Origin of the sequence: Actinomadura sp. BRA 177 (assembly GCF_013372625.1) — a bacterium.
Classification (GTDB): Bacteria; Actinomycetota; Actinomycetes; order Streptosporangiales; family Streptosporangiaceae; genus Spirillospora.
Genome location: NZ_JABXFD010000129.1, coordinates 1 through 1,886, shown reverse-complemented (window position 1 = coordinate 1,886; position 1,886 = coordinate 1). Strand labels below are relative to the sequence as shown.

3 protein-coding genes are annotated in these 1,886 nt (G+C 70.2%); all 3 read left to right on the top strand.

The window, feature by feature from the left end; translation table 11 throughout:
• The coding region (locus HUX53_RS03630; protein WP_176401748.1) for a conjugal transfer protein at window positions 1–914 on the top strand (914 nt) is incomplete at its 5' end.
• 75 nt (window positions 915–989) lie between these two features.
• Window positions 990–1,259, top strand: a complete 270-nt coding sequence (locus HUX53_RS03625; protein ID WP_245666569.1) for a hypothetical protein — start codon at window positions 990–992, stop codon at window positions 1,257–1,259.
• 23 nt (window positions 1,260–1,282) lie between these two features.
• Window positions 1,283–1,831: a conjugal transfer protein gene (locus HUX53_RS03620; protein ID WP_309237031.1), complete on the top strand. Its 549-nt coding sequence runs from the start codon at window positions 1,283–1,285 to the stop codon at window positions 1,829–1,831.
• The last annotated feature ends 55 nt before the right edge of the window (window positions 1,832–1,886 follow it).

Sequence of the window (1,886 nt, the reverse complement as noted above, 5' to 3'; positions counted from 1 at the left end):
GAGATGTGTATAAGCGCCAGGTCCGCCGCCGCGGCCGTCCCCGCGGCGGCCGCTGGGGCGGATCCGGCGGCCGCTGGTGGGTGTGGGCCGGGCGCGCCGTGCTGTGGGCGCTGATCATCGTCATCCTGGTCAACGGCGTCCGCGCCCCGTTCGAGCGCTTCACCGCCGACGACTCCGCCTCCGGCGGCGGCGCGACCGCGGCCAAGCCGCCGAAGAGCGCCGCGTTCCCCAGCAGCGCCGCGGGCGCGTTCGCCCTCCAGTTCGCCAACGTCTATCTCAACTTCGACCAGAAGAACGCCCCCGCCCGCGAGGCGCAATTGCGCACCTTCCTGCCCGACGGCGCCGACGCCCAATTCGGCTGGAACGGCGTCGGGAAGATGGCGGTGCAGTCCGTCCAGGTCGCCGGAGTGGACGCCCGCGACGCGCACAACGCGACCGTGACGCTGCTCGCCCGCACCGCCGACCGGTGGCTGCGGCTCGCCGTTCCCGTGTACGCCGACAAGAGCGGCTCCCTGGTCGTGTCCGCCCGTCCCGCCCTGCTTCCCCCGCCGACCAAGGCGCAGCTTCCCCAGGGCGGCGTCGGCGACCGCGACACCCCGCTGGAGAACGAGCTCAAGCCCTTCCTCGGCACCTTCTTCCAGGAGTACGCGACCGGCAACCAGGAGGCGCTGTCGCGCTTCTCCGACGGGACGACCATCGCCGGCCTCGCCAACTCCGTCACGTTCGTGCAGGTCAAGGAGGTCGTCGCGCCGAAGGGCCCGGACGGCGAGCGCACCGTCACCGCGACGGTGGTGTGGCAGCCGGCCGGGGGCGGCGGCGGCGAACTGGAGCAGACCTATCAGCTCGCCATGGTCAAGAAGGGCACCTGGCTCGTGCGCAGCATTCGCGGCACCACCGAACCGAACGCGTCATGAGAGGCCGCGAATTGAACAACCCGACCCCCGATTCCGCCGACCAAGGAAGGTAGTCAGTCGATGCTGCACCACCTCATGGCGTCGATTCCGCACGAAATCCTGGCGGCACCGAACGACGAACTCAAGACCGACCAGCTCGCCGATTGGCTCCGCCAGATATTCGGCCCGCTGTTCCTCGTGATCGTCTCCATTGTGGCGATCTTCTTCCTGTTCACCCGCGAGATCACGCGTTTCGTCCAGTTCATCGTGCTGGCGATCGGAATCGGAGTGGTCTTCTACGTGCCGAACATCATCGAGACCACGGCCAAGGCGATCGCCAAGGCCCTCGGCGTGGACGTCTCCTGACCCAGGGGAAGGGGAGTAGGGGCGTGGATCTACCCACGTACACCAACATCTGGCGCATCGAGAAGCGGCTCTACAAGCTGTACGACCTGCGGCTGCCCATGCCGCTGCCGCTCGTCCAGATCGGCGTGTTCCTCGGCGTGTTCGTGCCGTGGATCCTCCTGCTCAGGCTCGTCGGCATCCCCTTCGAATCACCCTGGCACGTCCTCTACATCGTCCCGCCAGGCGTGCTGACCTGGATGGCGACGCGCCCCGTCATCGAGGGCAAGCGGCTCACCGAGCTGCTGCTCTCGCAGAGCCGCTACCTCGCCGAGCCCCGCACCTGGTGCCGCCTCACCCCCATCCGCGAACCCCGCGAAGTGGTGATCGTCGCCCGCGTCTGGCGGCGCGCCGAGGCCCCCGCCGCGATGGAACGTGCCGCCGTCAAGTCGCACCGCCGCCGCAGGCAGACCGCCGAGCCGACCCCCCTCCCGGCCCGCCTCCCGCGCGCCCCCCGGAGGCCCCCCGCTCGCGGGCCTGACCGCCGCGCGCGACCGGACGCGGGCGAGCCTCAGGCGCTCGGGCACTCGCAATGAGCCCGACGGACTACCATCGACGCCGTGGTGCGGGAAATGTTCGCCCGCCGTCCCG